This window comes from Geosporobacter ferrireducens, assembly GCF_001750685.1.
In the GTDB taxonomy this organism is placed as follows: domain Bacteria; phylum Bacillota; class Clostridia; order Peptostreptococcales; family Thermotaleaceae; genus Geosporobacter; species Geosporobacter ferrireducens.
This window is the reverse complement of the sequence record NZ_CP017269.1, coordinates 4,670,539-4,687,462: the sequence shown is the minus strand read 5'-3', so window position 1 is coordinate 4,687,462 and position 16,924 is coordinate 4,670,539. Positions and strand designations below refer to the sequence as shown.

Annotated in this window: 12 protein-coding genes; 1 reads left to right on the top strand and 11 read right to left on the bottom strand. The window is 38.8% G+C overall.

Annotated features, from left to right (window positions below; all coding sequences use genetic code 11):
• Window positions 1-93: 93 nt before the first annotated feature.
• From Gferi_RS21930 to Gferi_RS21915, 4 genes are all read right to left on the bottom strand, one after another.
• Complete coding sequence (locus tag Gferi_RS21930) at window positions 94-1,476, bottom strand: MATE family efflux transporter (RefSeq protein ID WP_069980276.1); 1,383 nt, start codon at window positions 1,474-1,476, stop codon at window positions 94-96.
• A 7-nt stretch (window positions 1,477-1,483) separates the two neighbouring features.
• On the bottom strand, window positions 1,484-1,924 hold the full coding sequence (locus tag Gferi_RS21925) for a MarR family winged helix-turn-helix transcriptional regulator (RefSeq protein WP_069980275.1): 441 nt from the start codon (window positions 1,922-1,924) through the stop codon (window positions 1,484-1,486).
• 162 nt (window positions 1,925-2,086) lie between these two features.
• Window positions 2,087-2,449 carry a VOC family protein gene (locus Gferi_RS21920; RefSeq protein ID WP_069980274.1) on the bottom strand — a complete coding sequence of 121 codons (363 nt, stop codon included), beginning with the start codon at window positions 2,447-2,449 and terminating at the stop codon, window positions 2,087-2,089.
• Window positions 2,450-2,620: 171 nt separating this feature from the next.
• Entirely contained in the window at window positions 2,621-3,172 is a 552-nt protein-coding gene (locus Gferi_RS21915) for a histidine phosphatase family protein (protein WP_330389464.1), read from the bottom strand.
• Between the two features lie 295 nt (window positions 3,173-3,467).
• Between Gferi_RS21915 and Gferi_RS21910 the strand changes: the two genes are divergently transcribed.
• Entirely contained in the window at window positions 3,468-4,337 is an 870-nt protein-coding gene (locus Gferi_RS21910) for an AraC family transcriptional regulator (protein WP_069980273.1), read from the top strand.
• A 103-nt stretch (window positions 4,338-4,440) separates the two neighbouring features.
• On the opposite strand, the gene Gferi_RS21905 is transcribed toward Gferi_RS21910, so the two are convergent.
• The 7 genes from Gferi_RS21905 to Gferi_RS21875 all read right to left on the bottom strand — a co-directional run bounded on the left by Gferi_RS21905 (window position 4,441) and on the right by Gferi_RS21875 (window position 16,918).
• Window positions 4,441-7,536, bottom strand: coding sequence for an efflux RND transporter permease subunit (locus tag Gferi_RS21905; protein WP_069980272.1), 3,096 nt, complete (start codon window positions 7,534-7,536; stop codon window positions 4,441-4,443).
• Window positions 7,536-8,747, bottom strand: a complete 1,212-nt coding sequence (locus tag Gferi_RS21900; protein ID WP_069980271.1) for an efflux RND transporter periplasmic adaptor subunit — start codon at window positions 8,745-8,747, stop codon at window positions 7,536-7,538. Before Gferi_RS21900 ends, Gferi_RS21905 begins: the two co-directional genes overlap by 1 nt.
• A 339-nt stretch (window positions 8,748-9,086) precedes the next feature.
• On the bottom strand, window positions 9,087-11,330 hold the full coding sequence (locus tag Gferi_RS21895; protein ID WP_069980270.1) for an ABC transporter permease: 2,244 nt from the start codon (window positions 11,328-11,330) through the stop codon (window positions 9,087-9,089).
• Window positions 11,330-12,028: an ABC transporter ATP-binding protein gene (locus Gferi_RS21890; protein ID WP_069980269.1), complete on the bottom strand. Its 699-nt coding sequence runs from the start codon at window positions 12,026-12,028 to the stop codon at window positions 11,330-11,332. Before Gferi_RS21890 ends, Gferi_RS21895 begins: the two co-directional genes overlap by 1 nt.
• Before the next feature lies 1 nt (window position 12,029).
• Window positions 12,030-12,662, bottom strand: a complete 633-nt coding sequence (locus Gferi_RS21885; protein WP_069980268.1) for a TetR/AcrR family transcriptional regulator — start codon at window positions 12,660-12,662, stop codon at window positions 12,030-12,032.
• Window positions 12,663-12,971: 309 nt separating this feature from the next.
• Window positions 12,972-14,240: an IS110 family RNA-guided transposase gene (locus tag Gferi_RS21880; protein ID WP_069975005.1), complete on the bottom strand. Its 1,269-nt coding sequence runs from the start codon at window positions 14,238-14,240 to the stop codon at window positions 12,972-12,974.
• A 320-nt stretch (window positions 14,241-14,560) separates the two neighbouring features.
• Entirely contained in the window at window positions 14,561-16,918 is a 2,358-nt protein-coding gene (locus Gferi_RS21875) for a PEP/pyruvate-binding domain-containing protein (RefSeq protein WP_069980267.1), read from the bottom strand.
• Window positions 16,919-16,924: the final 6 nt, after the last annotated feature.

Sequence of the window (16,924 nt, the reverse complement as noted above, 5' to 3'; positions counted from 1 at the left end):
AATAGATTCTATCACATATCTGCTAAATATAATTATAGAAAAAAACAAGGTTAAAATTTGTTGTTTCAATAACAAATTTTAACCTTGTTCCGTCTATACAAGGGTGTTGGACACATTAGCCCTGCCCTCAGGTTTCACTTCCTCCAGATTTTTAATACCGTTATAAAACCAAATACCCGTTAGCAAGGCTGAGAAGAAATCTGCGAAGGGTGCCGCATGCAGCAGACCACTGATACCCCAGAATTTTGGAAATATGATCAGTGCCGGGATAAGCAGTATTATCTGTCTTGAAAGGATTAAAAACATAGAGGATTTAGGTCTGCCAATAGCTTGAAAAAAGTTCGCAGAAATAATCTGAAAACCAATAACAGGCAAGCATAAGAACCAGTGTACCAGCGCATAACTTCCAAATTCCAACAAATCCGTTTCTTGGTTGAACATTGCTATCATCTGTTCAGGGAACAATCTTGTAATAATATAACCACACAACACAATCATCGTAGCCACCTTAATCGCAAGCTTTATGGCAGTTTTTACCCTGTTATATTTTCCGGCGCCATAATTAAAGCTGATGATTGGCTGAACCCCCTGGTTTAACCCGGTTATAGGCATTAAAAGTATCGTTTGAATACTATTTATTACACCCATTCCTGATACGGCTATGTCCCCGCCGTAAATAAGTAAACTCTTATTAAGTACCATGTTTAAGAGGCTGTTGGCAAGCTGCATCGAAAATCCCGGAAGCCCCAAAGTAGTTATTTTAATTACAATATCATATTTTAGTTTCATATATTTAGGTCTGAGCTTATTTCTGCTGCGTTTACCTATGAAGTATGTTACTACCCAAGTAGCTGAAATTGCCTGTGCCAAAATGGTAGCAAGCGCTGCACCGGTCATACCCATTCTGAAAACATAAATAAATAACGGGTCCAACAATGTATTTATACCTGCACCTAAAAACATGGTCATCATTGCTATTTTAGGGTTACCGTCGGCACGTATAAAATTATTCATCCCCATACTCACTACCTGAAAAACTGCCCCAAAGAAAATCACTCTCATGTATTCCATGGAATAAGGCAGCACAGCTTCACTGGCCCCGAACAATGATAATATAGGCTTTAAAAAAATCTGCCCTAGCAGCATGAACATAAAACCTGCTATAACCAATAGAACAAAGGCATTGCCCATGACGTTTTCTGCGCTTTCCTGCTGTTTTTCGCCTAGGCGTATGGAGAATAAAGTTGCTCCACCTACACCGAATAAAATACCAATTGCCAAAAGTATGATCATAATTGGAAAAGCTATAGTGATTCCTGCTAAACCATATGAACCTAAATCGCTGCTATTCCCGATAAAAATCCTATCCACGATATTATATAAAGCATTGACCATCATCCCCACAATGGCAGGCACCGAAAATTTCACCAAGAGCTTTGATATTTTTTCTTCTCCCAATGGATTTACATATTCCATATCTCAACTACTCCATTCCTTTTTTAAAATTGGTACAGGCAACTTTATTCACCATTTTTTCAAGCACGGATAAAACCATCTCAACAGTTTCTCCATCTAAGTCCTCTGTCAGGAATTCGCTCCATGTCCAGACCCTTTCCCTTATCTCATCCTTAAAAAGCTTCGCCTTATCCGAGAGATAAACTCTATTAAATCGTTTATCCGCATCATCCTTATCCCTGATCACATAGCCCTTCTGCTCCAGTGATTTTACCGCTCGGGCTATCGCCGATTTGTCTATATATAAATAGACAGACAAATCGTCTTGGGTTATTCCATCTTTTCTATATAGATAAAGCAGTAAGGAATACTCCGCCGAGGTGATGTCAAATTCCTTTAAAATATAGTTAAAGTATATCTGTGATTGCCGGTACAAGATTGATACAAACCGTCCAATTGACTTTTCCAAAGTTCTCCCCTCCTTAGTTGACTTATCAACTATTATAAACAATTTTAGTTGATAAGTCAACTATTACTAGAATACTGCCCATAAACCAGGCTAACTTATTATAGCTCATTTTGCCACACAAAAAAACACCTTCAAAAGTGAAAGTGCTTTAAATATATAGAATTATAAGTTTTCTACAAATTGTACTCTGACTCCATTAGGATCTTTCACGAAGAAAAATTTGACATGTGGATTCGGCTGGAAAGGCCCGCTTTCTAGGTCAAGTCCTTTTTCCTTTATAAACTTGATCCTTTCATCAACTGAATTTACTTCAAACCCTATGGAAATATCGTGTCCGATATTTACCGATTCATTTCCTTCATTATGTATAAGTTCTATCTTTGTTTCTCCATCTCCTAAAAACGCAATCTCACTTCCCGGTCCTGTCATAAATCTTCTATTGATGGAAAGTCCTACAATTTCCTGGTAAAACTTTAAAGACTCTTCCATATTCCTAACAGCAATTGTACACCAGCAAAATTTCATATTATCACTCCTTATTTAGATGTGTGATTGAGAAATCTAATGAACCTGCTTTTCCTTTAATTTAAGAATACTACAATTAAAGGAAATTGCATAGTTATGAAATTTGCACAGCATTAAAATAATGGTTTTTTTATGATAAAACAAGCATTTTCAATCCTCTCCCCCTTTAAACTAACTTAACAAACTCGCAAAATCTGCTAAGGATAATCTATGAACGATTTCAAAACCATTTCCCTGCCCCCGCGGATTGACAACAACTGTTCCCATGTTTGGAATTTGACCCAAACCAATTCCATCTGGAAAACTGTGCGCAATAATAACCCGATTACTTCCCAGAGGCAGTTTGATTTCTAACCTTGACCGAAAAATATCCAATATTCTTCTTTGTTCTCCACCGGATAAATATCCACTTAACCGATAAATTTCAATCCAAAAGGGATCGATTTGGACATTTTCTCTTCCGAAGGCTAGTTGTGCTGTTTCTATAGTTCTGCAAAAAGGACTGGTTAGGATGGGATAACCAATAGGAATCCGTAAATTACGCAGAATTTCCCCATAGTAAATTGCTTGTCTTCTTCCCAATTCAGAAAGATTCCTTTGCGTAAAACAGTACTGAAAATTTAAATAGGGTTGATCTACCCCCACTGTTGCTTCTCCATGTCTAACATACAGTATATACCCACCTCCTCTAAGTAAATCCAGTAACGAACTATTCAATTTCATTTCTCCCTCCACATATATTTTCCAAGATTATTAATACTATATGATACTTACCTCGAATTGTTCATTCATTTTCACATAACCAACAAGGAGGAGACATGAAATATACTATCAAATTATGGTCAATGCCTTCGTTTATATTTGCATAATCATTACAGCTTATCTCCATATTACGATATAATATTTATGAATATCTAACCGTCCATTTCAAATCCAACACCATGCAAAACCGGCACCAATAATGTCGGGTATATCTGCTTTATTTTTGGTACAATTCAGATGAAAGGAGGTCGTAGGTATGGATACACTGAAACAGATGAATCTTGCAATGAACTATATTGAGGCAAATTTAGCCGGAGAAATTGACTTTCAAAAAGTAGCGAGGATTGCCTGTTGCTCAGAATATCATTTTAAGAGAATGTTTTCATTCCTATCCGGCTTTACGCTTGGTGAATATATTCGTCGTAGAAGACTTACATTGGCGGCTATGGAACTTCAAAACCACAATGTTAAAGTCATTGATCTTGCCTTTAAATACGGATATGATTCACCAGATTCATTCACAAGAGCATTTCAAGCATTACACGGTGTTACTCCAACGGCAGCCAGGAAGAGGGATGTTGTTTTAAAAGCATTCCCGGCAATGACTTTCCAATTGATTATTAAAGGAGGAAATGAAATGGAATATCGTATTGTGGAAAAGGAAGCTTTTCAAATTGTCGGCATTAAGAAACAAATTACACTGATTTATGAAGATGTAAATTCCCAAATGGATGATATGTGGGCCAGTCTGACTGAAAAAGATTTCGTAGAACTGAAACAGCTTTCCAACGTAGAGCCAACAGGTATATTGTGTGTATCCGCCAATTTCACGGAAGGCAGGGCAGAAGGAACACTACTGGATCAGTACATTGGTGTTGCTACTTCTAAGCCGGTCTCCGAACGATGGAAGGTTTTACCTGTTGATGCAGGTACCTGGGCAGTATTTACAGCAATCGGGGAGTTTCCTAAAGCGCTGCAGGATGTCTGGGCAAGAATTTATTCCGAATGGTTTCCTACATCCGGCTATGAGTTAACCGGCGGACCTGAAATATTGTGGAACGAGGGTAAAGATACCAGCCTTCCCAACTACAAAAGTGAAATTTGGATTCCTGTTATAAAGAAATAAACGTGTTGATAGCTTTCGAATTTAATAATTCCTGTAACAGGTTATTAAAATACCACCCTCTAAATAATGAAGGTGGTATTTCTCTTGTCAAAATAATTAATTTCTAAATATTTATAGTAGTATTTTTCTTTCTAATTACCTTCTTTTTCATCCAATTTCTAAAGTCATCAAGTAGTGTATATATAACTGGTATAAACACCAAGGTCAATAATGTAGAGAAGCTTAAGCCTCCGATAACTGTTATGGCCATTGGAGCCTGCTGTTCTGCACCCTCACCTATACCCAGTGCCAGGGGTATCAGACCAAGTACTGTAGTAAGGGTGGTCATCAGGATAGGTCTTAATCTAACTGGACCAGCTTTACAAATTGCTTCGGCCCTATCCATCCCCCTTTTCCTTAGGGTATTAATATAGTCTACCAGTACAATACCATTATTTACAACGATACCTGCCAGCATAATAACCCCTGTAAAGGCTGGTACACTAAAGGGCTTTCTTGCAACCGCCATTGCAATTGATATTCCGATAAAAGCTAGGGGCACAGTAAACATAATGATAAATGGATGTAGTAATGATTCAAATTGTGATGCCATAATTATGTATACCAGTAATACAGCCAATAACAGAGCCAGGCCAAAGGCCTTCGCCGCCTCAATCATATCTTCGTTCTCTCCGCCTAATTTCACTTGATAGCCACTTGGAATACTCATTTCATTTATTTTATTCTGGATATCAACAAATATACTACGCTGATCCCTTCCACTTATATCACCTGTAACAGTAACCTGTCTTATCTGATCACTCCTATGAATACTTGCAGGTGAATTGCCATAGGTTATGTATGCAATTTCATACAGGGGTATCTGCTGCCCCATAGGAGAAGTAATTGTTATGTAGTCCAAATCTCTTAAATCATTTCTCCATCCTTCATGGAGTCTTACCCTAACATCTATTTCTTCTCCATTTACTTTGTATCTTGTTACTGTCTGTCCCATGATTGCAGTTTGTACCGTATCAGCCAAGGAGTATGTAGATATACCATATTGGGATGCTTTTTCTCTATTAATACTAACCTGTGCTTCGGGTACAGTCTCTGCTATAGAAGATGTAACCTCCCTTGTACCTGGAATCAGGCTTATCTCCTCTACGACATTGGCTGCTAAATCTTCCAATGTATCTAAATCATCCCCTGTAATATTAATAGTTATAGGTTTTCCACCTGCACCCATGGACATCATAGAGAATTTTTCTACGCTTATTTTAGCACCGGCAATACCCTGAAGCTTAATGCGGACCTCATCAAGTAATTGATCAATTCCTTTTTCCCTATCTAATTTTGAACCAAAGGAGGCATATATTATCGCTGTACTTAGTTCACCTTCATCACCTTCTATAACAAAAATATATTCTAATTCATCAAATTCCTGAATCCTTTGACCTACTTCCGTAGCAATTTTCGATGTTTCCTCAAGGGAATATCCCTTTGGTAATTCTACCTTAGCAGTAAACATTCCCTCATCTGTATTTGGGAAAAATTCTGCACCTATAAACAATGCTGTAATTACAACGCTTAGTACAAGCAATATTAGTATCCCAAATATTACTGTTTTTCTACGTCTTAAGGACCAATTAAGGAGCTTTTCATATCTAAGCTCAACACTTTTCATGATCTTATCGAATTTTCGACCTACAATAGCCGCAGGAGTTTTCTTTTTCGATTCCACATTACGGTCAATCTTCAATATCTTTGATGCCAGCATTGGTACCAAAGTTAAGGAAATTATCAGGGAAGCCAGCAATGAATATGCAACAGTCAAGGCAAGTTCTCGAAACATTTCAATAGCTATATTATCCCTAATAAAAGCAATTGGTAAAAATACTGCTACCGTTGTTAATGTGGATGCAATTACCGCCATTGCAACCTCGCTGCTTCCTTCTCTGGCAGCCTCAATTCTACTATATCCCTCTTCGCGATACCTATATATACTTTCAAGCACCACTATGGCACTGTCTACCAGCATACCTATACCCAATGCCAGCCCACCAAGGGACATCATATTTAAGGTGATACCACTGAAATATATAAGTATAAAGGTTGTTATTATTGAGATGGGAATTGCTACACCAACAATAAAAGTTGTTCTAATATTCTTCAGGAATATAAAAAGCACAAGAATAGCAAGAATACCACCTACTATAGCATTTTTGGCTACACTACCTAAAGATTCCTTAACGAAATCTGCCTGATCGAATATTGTCTTGAACTCAACGGCATCCAGTTCTTCTATAATTTTATTCAATTCTGCATTTATACTGTTAGAGACCCTTACTGTATTGAAGCCCGACTGCTTTCTTATTTGTAATAGAACCGTTGGCTCACCATTCATATATGCATTAACATAGGCGTCCTTATAGCCCTGACTGATTTCTGCAATATCCTCCAATCTTATTATGCCTACAGCCGTTGTAATGGGTAAATTGTGGATTTCATCTATACTTTTAAACTCTCCTGTGGTTCTTATGGTATATTGGTACTTACCCTCTGTAAGCAAGCCCCCTGGAGAATTAAGATTCTCCATCCTTAAAGCCTGGGATACCTGGGTTAGTGACAAGTTATAGCCCTGTAGTTTATGGGGAATGATATTAATTTTGATTTCATCCTCTAGCCCCCCATAAATATCTACTGCCGCGACCCCCTTGATTCGCTCCAGACGATCCTTTACCTTATCTTCCGCCAATAATTTCAGACCAGCCAGGTCATCTCCATAGGACATACCCAGTTGTATTATTGGCATCATACTCATATTGTACTGAAAAATCATTGGATTGGTTACCTCATCAGGCCACATACCCCTAACCATATCTACTTTTTCTCTCATTTGTAAAGCTGCATAATCCATATTAGTTCCCTGGGTGAATTCTACCATTAGCATGGATTGACCATTTGCAGATGTTGATGATACTGTCTTAAAATTGTCTACAGTACCCATAACCTGTTCTAGGGGTTTTGTAATTATGGCTTCTATTTCCTGGGGACCTACTCCATCATAATTTGTAATAACAACTGCCATAGGAAATGCTATGTCTGGAAAAAAGTCTAAATTAAGACCCATTAAAGACACTGTACCTAGTACAATAATCATTATAACCATCATCATTACTGTGACTGGCCTTCCTATGGCTAAATGCGATAGTCTCATTATTGTACACCCCCCACAGGCTGTACCCTCTCACCATCCACAATAAAGTGTTGACCCTTTACTACAACCAAGTCACCATCCTTAAGTCCATCAATAATTTCTAAATTGTTCTTATCCCTGTATCCAACCTCTACCGTCTGCTTAATAACAGTATCGTCCACTAATACATATACATAGCTTTCGTTATTGCTTGCAAGAACTGCTTCCATTGGAATTACTAAAACCCTATCTTTTCTATCCATTATAAATGAGATTTCAGCAAACATACCAGGCTTAATCTCGTGGTTAGGGTTGTCAATTATTATCTTGACTGGATAGCCTACTCTTTGTCCGGACACAGCTGGGCTTAAGGTATCTACAACACCTTTGAATTCCTTTCCATTCAGTGCATTAATAGAAACAACCAGCTCCTGACCTATGAAAATATTGTTTATCATTCTTTCAGTTACTTCTGTTTCTACCTCTACCCTATCTATATCTACTATGATAAAGGCTGGGATCTGTTGAGAAACCATCTCACCTGCCTCAATATTCCTAAGGGTAACTATGCCTGAGATAGGGGATTTTACCTCTGAATCGTTGATCATTTGAACTATTGCTTCCCTTTGGGTTTCGATTATGGATTTAGTATCCTGGGTAAGCCTTGAATTGTCCTCTGCTATTCCCAGCAGAGTTTTGTTCTGTAATAAATAATAGTTATCCTGTGCATTTGTATACTGTAATTCTGCTAACTCAAATGCCTTTTTATATGCCTCAAGCATTTGCTGTGAAATTGCTTGAGCCATAAATAAAACCTCATTCTTTTCATAATCTTCCTTTGCACTATAATATTGAATTTCTGCCTGCCTCATGGCAGCCTCAGCCTGCATTAACTGCTGATGTAGCTGAGCATCCAGTTGAGCAAGCTGTTGATATAAATTGGTTTTATCCAAAGTAAACAATACATCATCCTTATTTACCCTGTCTCCCATTCCCTTCATTACATTTTCAACTATACCAGCCATCTTAGGTACAATTGAGACCTCTCTTAGGGGCTTTATACTTCCGAATACATTATAATTTAACTCTACATCGCCCGTTTTTACATTATAAACCTCCACTGGAGTCAATTGTACAGCTACTTGCTCCTCATTACTTCCACAACCTACAAAAACTGTTGCTGATAGTAATATCAACAAAATGATTGCTATTACTTTTTTAATTTTCAACATACTTCCCTCCATTAATTTCTTTTAAAGATGTTTTTGCTCTTTTTATATGCAGGAAGAAAATAAAAGTCTGCTAAATTATGAAATCTTATAATACCTCCTTTTTTTAGTACTATTGTATTTAAATTCTAACTACTTAGAATTATATGACAATATTTATCATTATTAAAGTTAATTTTGCTCAAAATATGGTAAATTGACCATTATTTTCTTATCTTTTGAGTAGCACAATAATACTATTGTTAGTGTTGAAAGCTGTGTTTTCAATAAGGTATATATCAGGTTTGAGGCCGCAATGATTTTCACTGCGGCCTCAAAGGAAACGAGTATTAAAACTTTTTTCTATTCCATTCCTGCTTTTAAGGCTTCACTCATAGAAACCGCATTGACTTTTTTCCTGCACAGTAGCTTCGACAACTCATATGTCAACATCACAACGATAAACCCAATCAGAAGGTATGACGGATTGATCTTCAGGGGTGGCAGCGTCATGCCAACGCTGTTTTCCAAGGATTGAACTAATACCCCTATTCCTTTAAACGTCAGGGGAATGCCAATGATATATCCAATCACAACAACGATGGTCGAGCTATTCAGAATCAATGAATTAATTTCCTTCTTACGGTAACCGAAGACCTTCATAAGGGAAATGGTACCCTTGTTCTCCTCGACGATCATCGAGGTCACCAGATAGATAACAATCATTCCGATGATAAACGCTATCGCCGCCATAACACTTATCATTGACTTGGTAGGCCCAATAGCCTCTTCAACTGCAGCTTTCTTCTCCTCCAAAGACACTACGCTGTAGGACTGGTTTTCAGGAATATCCAGCAGCACATTACTAAAAGCTCCTACATAGCTTCCTTCTGGTATTTCGAATTTCTGATTAAAATCCGCCAGAGGCATGAAGACAAATTTGCCCTCATAGGTATCAGCAATTTTATCTATCTTAATTGAAAACACTCTACTATCTGTCTTCCTGACGATGTCGACTGTGTCACCCTCATTAGCATTTAGTAGTCTGGCCATTGGCTTCGTTACAATCACCTGATTCGTACTCAATCGGGTGCTGGATTCATCTACAAGGGTAACCAGTTCAGAGTCCGGCAGGATGCCGGTAACGTAAAAATCATTTTTAGCATCAGGCTCTGGAAGGAATAACAATGCTTGGAAGGGTTCGGCCCCCGCCGGCAAGGGCTCATGTTGCGGCTTGTCGAACTTATACTCGTACTCGAAATTGTAGACACTGCCTCCTGAAAGCATGTCATCAAAACCGCTTTTGAGGACAAAACCCCAAAGCAAGAGCATTGTCGCTACGGAAACACCAAAGAGCAGGAAAGCCAGACGAGATAGACTTCTCAGCTGTTCCCTGATTTTGAATCTTGTAGCAAATCTGAATTTTTCAAGTTTGAGTCCTCTCTCCAAGAAATTGACTTTGTTCTTTTCTTTCTTGCCCCTCATCAGTTCCACGGGCGAATGCTTCAGCTCTTTTCGTATGACAAAGTAACAGCCGCAACCGAGAAAGAGTATGGGCAGGAGAAGGCTGATGGTCATACTGATCAGACTGAACTCGATTCCAGTCATCGGCATAATGAAGGCAGTAGTGAAAAACGATAACAGTGGACGTACCGGGAATATGCCAAGAATGGTCCCGATAATGCCTCCTATAATAGCTATCAGTAATGGGAATCTCAAATAATGCCGATATATTTCCTTTCTTCTATATCCTAAGGCATATAATGCACCAATGATTGTTGATTCGCGATGAATCATTCGTCCAATAACGTTGCTGATTAAAATTATGGCCAACAACAAAATCCCCGTCGGTATAGCCTTACTCACAAGTTTTTGGATTTGAACTTGCGCATCGACTATATTGACCCGCTTGTTATCTTCTATGTCTGTCCATTTTAGAATATCAATGTTGCGACTATTCAACAGCTCTCTAAATTCAAATGACTGGACACGGGAGTTTTGAACTGATTCATTAAACTTCACCGCGTAGAAACTGCTTCCTTGATTCAATGCGGCAAAATCCTCCTTGCTAATGACTGCGATACCAAAGCCTGGCAGCGGCATCATCATTTCTTCTGATTGCAGCGGATAGATATAATTCGGCAGCGCTGCAAATCCGACAATTGTAAAGGTTTTATCCAATATATTTAGTTCATCGCCGATTTTGTAGTTGTGTGTATCAGCAAAAACCGGACTGATGAGTATATCGCCGCTGCCGCTTAGTTCTTTACCGTCGAGGATTGCCGGGAGGTTAACCCTGTTATTTTGGCTGAAGATTCGCAGGGTTTTGCCTTCTGAAAGGGTATAATCCAAGGTTAACCCCTCTTCAATCATGGCGTTTGCAGCAGACTCTAGCTCCTGTAAATTTTCAATTTCTTTGCTTGTGGTGAAGGAAGCATCTTCCTGCACATATCCCTCTTGAAATTCATTTGCCAGTCGCTCAAAATTCATACCAAACTGGCTCGTATAATTGAATATAAAGCTGCTTAAAATGATTAGTATAATGGATCCTATATATTGTGCTTTATTTTCCAACAAAACACGCTTGATTCTTTTATTAATCACCATTACCATTCAATCCTTTCTGCTGGAACAATCACCTGATTCACCGCCGCTTCTACGATTTCTCCGCTTCGCACCTTAAATACTCTGTTGGCCATAGCGGCAATCGCAGCATTGTGGGTGATCATCAAAATGGTTGTACCGTATTTTTTGTTTACCTGCTGCAGAAGCTGTAGTATAGCACGAGAAGTTACAAAGTCAAGGGCACCGGTTGGCTCGTCACAAAGTAAGAGCTTTGGATTCTTGACAATCGCTCTGGCAATAGAGACCCGTTGCTGCTCACCCCCGCTTAACTCCCTGGGAAAGCGGCCTTTTTTATCCTTCATTTCCACCGCCGCTAAAACTTCGTCAATATTTAGAGGTGATTTGCTAATATTGGAAACGACTTCAATGTTTTCTCCTACTGTAAGGTTGGGAACGAGGTTATAGAACTGGAAGACGAAACCGATGTCTCCACGTCTATAATCTGTCATCTTGTCGTCCTTCAAATTGTTTATCTCGACCCCGTCAACAATGATCCTACCGCTGTCACCGCGGTCAATGCCCCCGATGATATTCATCAGCGTTGATTTTCCTGAACCGGATGGACCGAGAATAACACCGATTTCCCCCTTGTCCAGCTTCATCCCGATTCCCTTCAAAACCTCCGTTTTAACCACGCCCGTTGTATAGCTTTTCTTCAAGTTTGAAATATCAATAAACATATTATTGTTCCTCCTTTTTATAAAAACAACGTTTCATAATGTCAAAATAATCATCCCATTCTTTCAACGCTTCCATAGGGATATCTTCAAAGGAATTTACCTTATCCCTTTGCTGCTCTGCAAAGCTTAATATCGTCCAAGTAATAATATTCATGGTTTTTTGAATATCAATATCATCACGGAATTTTGAGAAATCTATATTTTTATAGCCTTTTTCCAAACCACTAGCAATGACATGCTTACCTAATTTATCTATTTCGGATTTCACTTCAGCTGCATCCTCATTCCCAACAGTCTTAAGAAAATTAAATGCTTGTGGAAATTTTTTCATGATTTTTAACTTAATTAATCCTATTTCTCTCATTCTTTTAAAAAGATCTGTTTCATTCCAATCCACTTCATCGTAAATTTCTTCAATAACCTCAACTACATAATCAAGCAGAAAAAAATACAAATCTTTCTTACTGTTAAAATAGTTGAATAATGATCCCTTTGAAATCTGGGCTTCTTTTATAATCTCGTTTGTAGAGGCCTTTTCGTAACCATTTCGTGCAAACTCTTTAAGCGCTGCATTAATAATACGTTCTCGTTTCTCTGGTTCTAAACTATAAAATTTCGGATAAATGACAACCACCTCATTTTTTTAATGATATAAACAATCCAATGACCACCTTGGTCATATATTATTATACAATAAATGACCATACTGGTCAAGGTCACTTTTTTTAAAAAAAATTTTAAAAGTAATGTGAGATAAAAAGAAAACCGCAATTTGCTTGTTACAAATTGCGGTTTTCCGTGCGCAAGCAGACCAGCTAACTGATGTCAAGAGTAAATTTAAAATAACGATTTACTGATAAGGGGCATAGGAATCAGCCCTTTTATTCTGCCGAACTTTTTAAAAGAGCTAAAGTAAAATATTCAGTTTAGCTAATACATTTCTCTAGGCTACTATCTTCACATTAGACCGATGCATTTTCACTTGCTCTTCAGGCGTGATTAAGACAAATGGATTCTCATTTTTAAGTACAGAAAATATGATCCTTACGAGTTTGTTCATCACTGCTCCTAAAGCTTGTTTTTTAGCTTTGATCTGTATCTTTTTGTGATAGTAGTCATAAATAACTTTGTTGACGTACTGCCCGTTAGGGTTTTGTCTAATGGCTACTGTGGCTGCAATATAGAGTGCCTTGCGAATAAATCTAGATCCTCCCTTTGTAAATTTATTCTTTGTCCCAATGAAGTTACCTGATTGTTTAACGGATGGGTCAATGCCACAATAGGCTACAAGCTGCTTAGAACTTTGAAACCTTGCAATGCTTCCAATCTCTCCAGCTATGATAGGAGCTAGATTTTTACCTATACCAGGAATACTACGAAGTAGCTGAATTGCAGGTATGTTGATTGCTAAAGCCTCTATCTTTTTATCTATCAAATCAAGTTGTTCATTAATATGCTTTAAATGATTTGCATAGACAATGATGATTTGTTCATAGGCAGTTAATAGAATTCCAGTCTCCTTCCCTTCCTGTGCACTCTTCAGAATGAGTTCATATTTTTTCGTAGCATAGGCCATAGATGTTCTCGAGGTAGTTCTGACGATTTGAACAATATCATCTTTGGTTCCTTCTAGAAAAGATGTTGGAGACGGATAACGAACTAATAATTCTAGGGATGTTTTACAGGAAATACTTTTAAAAACCTTTGTAAATCCGGGCATAACCTGTTCGATAGCAGCTTTTAACTGATTCATTACACTAACTCTTTGCTCTGAAAGATGATAATGGGTACGGGTTAATATCTTTAGGTTCTCAAGGTACTCATCCTGCATTTGATGTTCTTTTAAGTTCATAAAGAAGTACATCTTTGCAAGTTCCTCAGCGTCTACCTTATCTGTTTTGACTTTCCTAACCGTGGAATTTTTGATAGAATGAGATAGGAGAGGGTTAATTAAATATACCTTCAAGTTATGGCGTGTGAAGAAGTGGACGAGGCGATTTGAATAGTGACCAGTGGATTCTAAGACGATTACTGGTTTCCTATTAAAGGCTTTCTCCACTTTTTCTATTTGGTTGATGACTGAAGCTAGTCCTTCTCCTGTGTTTAAAGCCTTAAATGGTTTGAGATAAGTTTCACCTGTTGGAGAAAGCGCAGCATAGTAGCAAAAGTCTTTTGCCACATCAGCCCCTATTACTGGAAATTCTCCTTTCATATGAAATTCCTCCTTAGTATAGTTTTGAAGGATTATCCATTCCATTCCCTAGAGATTACAGCCTTGCGCGTTAAACGGGAATAAGTGATCCCAACCAGCCAAAACGTATATGCTTTTGAAATGGAATAATAGTCTGAATGTCGGGTATAGAAAATTCTTCCCTGGGACGGTTACATTTATATCCTTCAAAATGCATATACCCTTTTTGATGATTGTTCGGACTTTTAAAATCTTAAAATGAATAATCCTTCTAACTACATATTACAAGGGACGGTTCTTGACTTGCCCTATTTTCAAACCGTCCCCACTTGCCTATTTGATTATTTCAATATATGCACGATTCCCTGTCCACCGTCAACCAGAACCCGGTCCCCTGTCTTAAGTCTTCTGGTAGCGTTACCGCATCCAACAACAGCAGGAATTCCAAGCTCTCTAGCAACGATAGCTGCATGGGACAGCGGTGCGCCTACGTCAGTTATTACCGCAGCGGCTCTTGGGAAAAGGGGTGTCCATCCCACATTGGTGGTTGTGGCGACCAAGATTTCACCCGAATGAAAATTTTCTCCTTCTTCGGGCGTAGTTAGAATACGTACAATTCCTTCTACCCTGCCTGCTGCTCCGGCAAAACCTTTTAGCGTTTCAGAATCAGGTGCAATGGCAATTGGCATCGTTGAATCATAGAAGTCCATTCTTCTATTGGGATCCTTCTCCCATTCGAAAGGATTGAACCGTCCCCGGATAACGGATGGGAATGGCGGCAGCGCTTTATATTTTTCATAGTTTTCTTTTCTTGCCGGAATATACTTTATTTTCACATCTCTATCAGACAAGAGGTCTTCCACTTCATTCATGTAGAGGAAAAATACATCTTCCCCTATTCCTGTCAGTTCTCCCGCTTTCAGTGCAAAGGCCCGGATAACCCTAAATACCCTTACAAACTCTGAACGGGCTGCTTCTCTAGCACGAGCACTTTCTGATGCTTTTGCTATTTGCTTTTCAAGCCATTTTACTTTATTCGGGAAACGCTCCTGAAATCGCTTCCAAGCAGCCTCATATTGGGCATGCTGCTTTTTTAGGAGTTCTTCCACATCCGTATCCGACGCTTTAAATTCCTCAATCTGTCTTTCCAGCCAAGTATCATCCTCTGCAGGATCCGGTATGGATAACTCAAACTCATGAGGACCCCGATGACCATTCTGCTTAAGGTACTCCTCACGACTCATTTCTCCTTTGAGAACCTTGGAGATGCCCACGACCGGCCCAAGACTTGCCAGCTCTGAATCTCCCCTTAGATTGGATAAAAGGGTGTTAGCATCTTCTGTTCCCACCAGCTTTGTAAGCTTCTTTCTCAATGTTAAAGCAACGACAGCATTCGTGCCGCCAGCTAACAGCCCCCACCATGCCTTAGTGTTATAGGGCTCAAGCTCATGCCTCCATAAGGTCAGCAGTTCTTCCTTCGTATTTATTTTTTTAATTGCTTCCCTCGTCCTTCTGCACCAATCCGGTGTCTTTTGAATATGCTGCGGCATGCTTTTTGAAATTTCCCGATACTTTTTAAGGTAATATCTGACTCTCGGTAACATCGCTTTTATTACATCCATTCTTGAAAATGGATAGACTGGAATCGTCAACCCCTCTGGCATCTGACCAAATATTTCACTGAGAATTTTTAAACCTATTTTGGCATTTCCATACATTGCGATAATGGCAGATAATCTTTGGCCGATATTTGAATATATTCTTCCACAAATATTACCGGACCATAAATAATACCCTGGTATAGTACTAGATTCAATATCCAGGTCCCTTACGATACTCCATGTAAGGGGTGTAACCACATCGGGGATTGCCTCTCCCACGTTCGTATTTACCCAAATGGTATCACTAGCTAAGCTTTCGTTTATTTCATAGGTATCCAAATTTCCCGAAGTCAATGTGGTTATCGGTCTTGCCTGTAAAAGATACAATTTTCCCTTTGCCACAGCCCATTCAATATCCTGAGGACTTCCCAATTCCTTCTCAAGCTTTGCTGCATATTGATACAGGTTATCGGCATATTTCTTAAACGCATCAGGACCATCATATTTTCCCTTCGGTCTATATAATTTAAAGCCATGTGCATTGGCTTCTCCAGAAACAAGCTGTTCTCCCAATCCGTATACATAGTTGCCTATCATGCTTGAATAACTGCCTGTTATAGGATCAGCAGTAAACAATACCCCTGAAATTTCAGAAGGCACCATCAACTGAACAACTACAGCAATTTGATGAGATTGATCAATACCTTGAACAGAGCTGTATACTTTGACTCTCTCCGACTGTCTTGATCTAAAAACTGTATAAATGGCTTCCTGTATCTCTTTGTCCATTCCTACATTGAGAACTGTTTCAAATTCTCCTGCAAAGGAGGCTTGGGCTGAATCTTCGCTTAAAGCAGAAGACCTTACTGCAAACAGTGCTCCTTCGTTATTTTTTCTTATTGTATTCAAAAGGACCAGTATCTCGTTCCAGGCCTCTTTATTTAGCTTTTCCCCCTGAAAAGCAGATGGTAAAACAACAAAACCATTCGGTACAGGATACCCATTTTGATACATTCTGGCTAACATGCCGCCCTTTCCACCTGCAGAGGATAGAAGCTCAGGCGTCAACTGACTAAAACCTTTGACCATATTTGCCATATAAGT

What these genes read in the sequence shown, in the direction of transcription:
- Gferi_RS21890 (WP_069980269.1), bottom strand. Translation starts at nt 12,028, where the DNA reads ATGTTTATTGATATTTCAAACTTGAAGAAAAGCTATACAACGGGCGTG.
- Gferi_RS21895 (WP_069980270.1), bottom strand. Translation starts at nt 11,330, where the DNA reads ATGGTGATTAATAAAAGAATCAAGCGTGTTTTGTTGGAAAATAAAGCA.
- Gferi_RS21930 (WP_069980276.1), bottom strand. Translation starts at nt 1,476, where the DNA reads ATGGAATATGTAAATCCATTGGGAGAAGAAAAAATATCAAAGCTCTTG.
- Gferi_RS21915 (WP_330389464.1), bottom strand. Translation starts at nt 3,172, where the DNA reads ATGAAATTGAATAGTTCGTTACTGGATTTACTTAGAGGAGGTGGGTAT.
- Gferi_RS21875 (WP_069980267.1), bottom strand. Translation starts at nt 16,918, where the DNA reads ATGGCAAATATGGTCAAAGGTTTTAGTCAGTTGACGCCTGAGCTTCTA.
- Gferi_RS21880 (WP_069975005.1), bottom strand. Translation starts at nt 14,240, where the DNA reads ATGAAAGGAGAATTTCCAGTAATAGGGGCTGATGTGGCAAAAGACTTT.
- Gferi_RS21920 (WP_069980274.1), bottom strand. Translation starts at nt 2,449, where the DNA reads ATGAAATTTTGCTGGTGTACAATTGCTGTTAGGAATATGGAAGAGTCT.
- Gferi_RS21900 (WP_069980271.1), bottom strand. Translation starts at nt 8,747, where the DNA reads ATGTTGAAAATTAAAAAAGTAATAGCAATCATTTTGTTGATATTACTA.
- Gferi_RS21905 (WP_069980272.1), bottom strand. Translation starts at nt 7,536, where the DNA reads ATGAGACTATCGCATTTAGCCATAGGAAGGCCAGTCACAGTAATGATG.
- Gferi_RS21910 (WP_069980273.1), top strand. Translation starts at nt 3,468, where the DNA reads ATGGATACACTGAAACAGATGAATCTTGCAATGAACTATATTGAGGCA.